Consider the following 312-nt stretch of genomic DNA (forward strand, 5'->3'; position numbering starts at 1 on the left):
GGTGAAATCCTCGCTTGCGGCGGGTACCTAGTGCTCGCCGATCCGTCGATGGCTGAACTCACCTGGGGCATGGTGTCCGGAAATCAGCATGGCAATGGCCTGGGCCGGTTCCTCGTTTTGTCCCGGCTTGACCTGATGAGGGAGCTCCCGCACGTAAGCCAGGCTTACATCAACACCAGCCAGCTGGTTCAAGGTTTTTACGCTGGCCTGGGTTTTTCGCTGACCCGCTTGAAACGTGACGGTCACGGGGTGGGTATCGACAGCGTCGAGATGACGTTGAAGTTGTAACAAAAAGAAAACTTATTTATTGAG

At 55.1% G+C, this 312-nt stretch carries 1 pseudogene; it reads left to right on the top strand.

What is annotated here, in order from left to right:
• Window positions 1–288 (top strand): annotated as a pseudogene (locus tag EE949_RS08290) (GNAT family N-acetyltransferase); the annotation flags it as partial.
• Window positions 289–312 lie beyond the last annotated feature (24 nt).

Origin of the sequence: Pseudomonas viridiflava, from assembly GCF_900602065.1 — a bacterium.
Taxonomy (GTDB): Bacteria; Pseudomonadota; Gammaproteobacteria; order Pseudomonadales; family Pseudomonadaceae; genus Aquipseudomonas.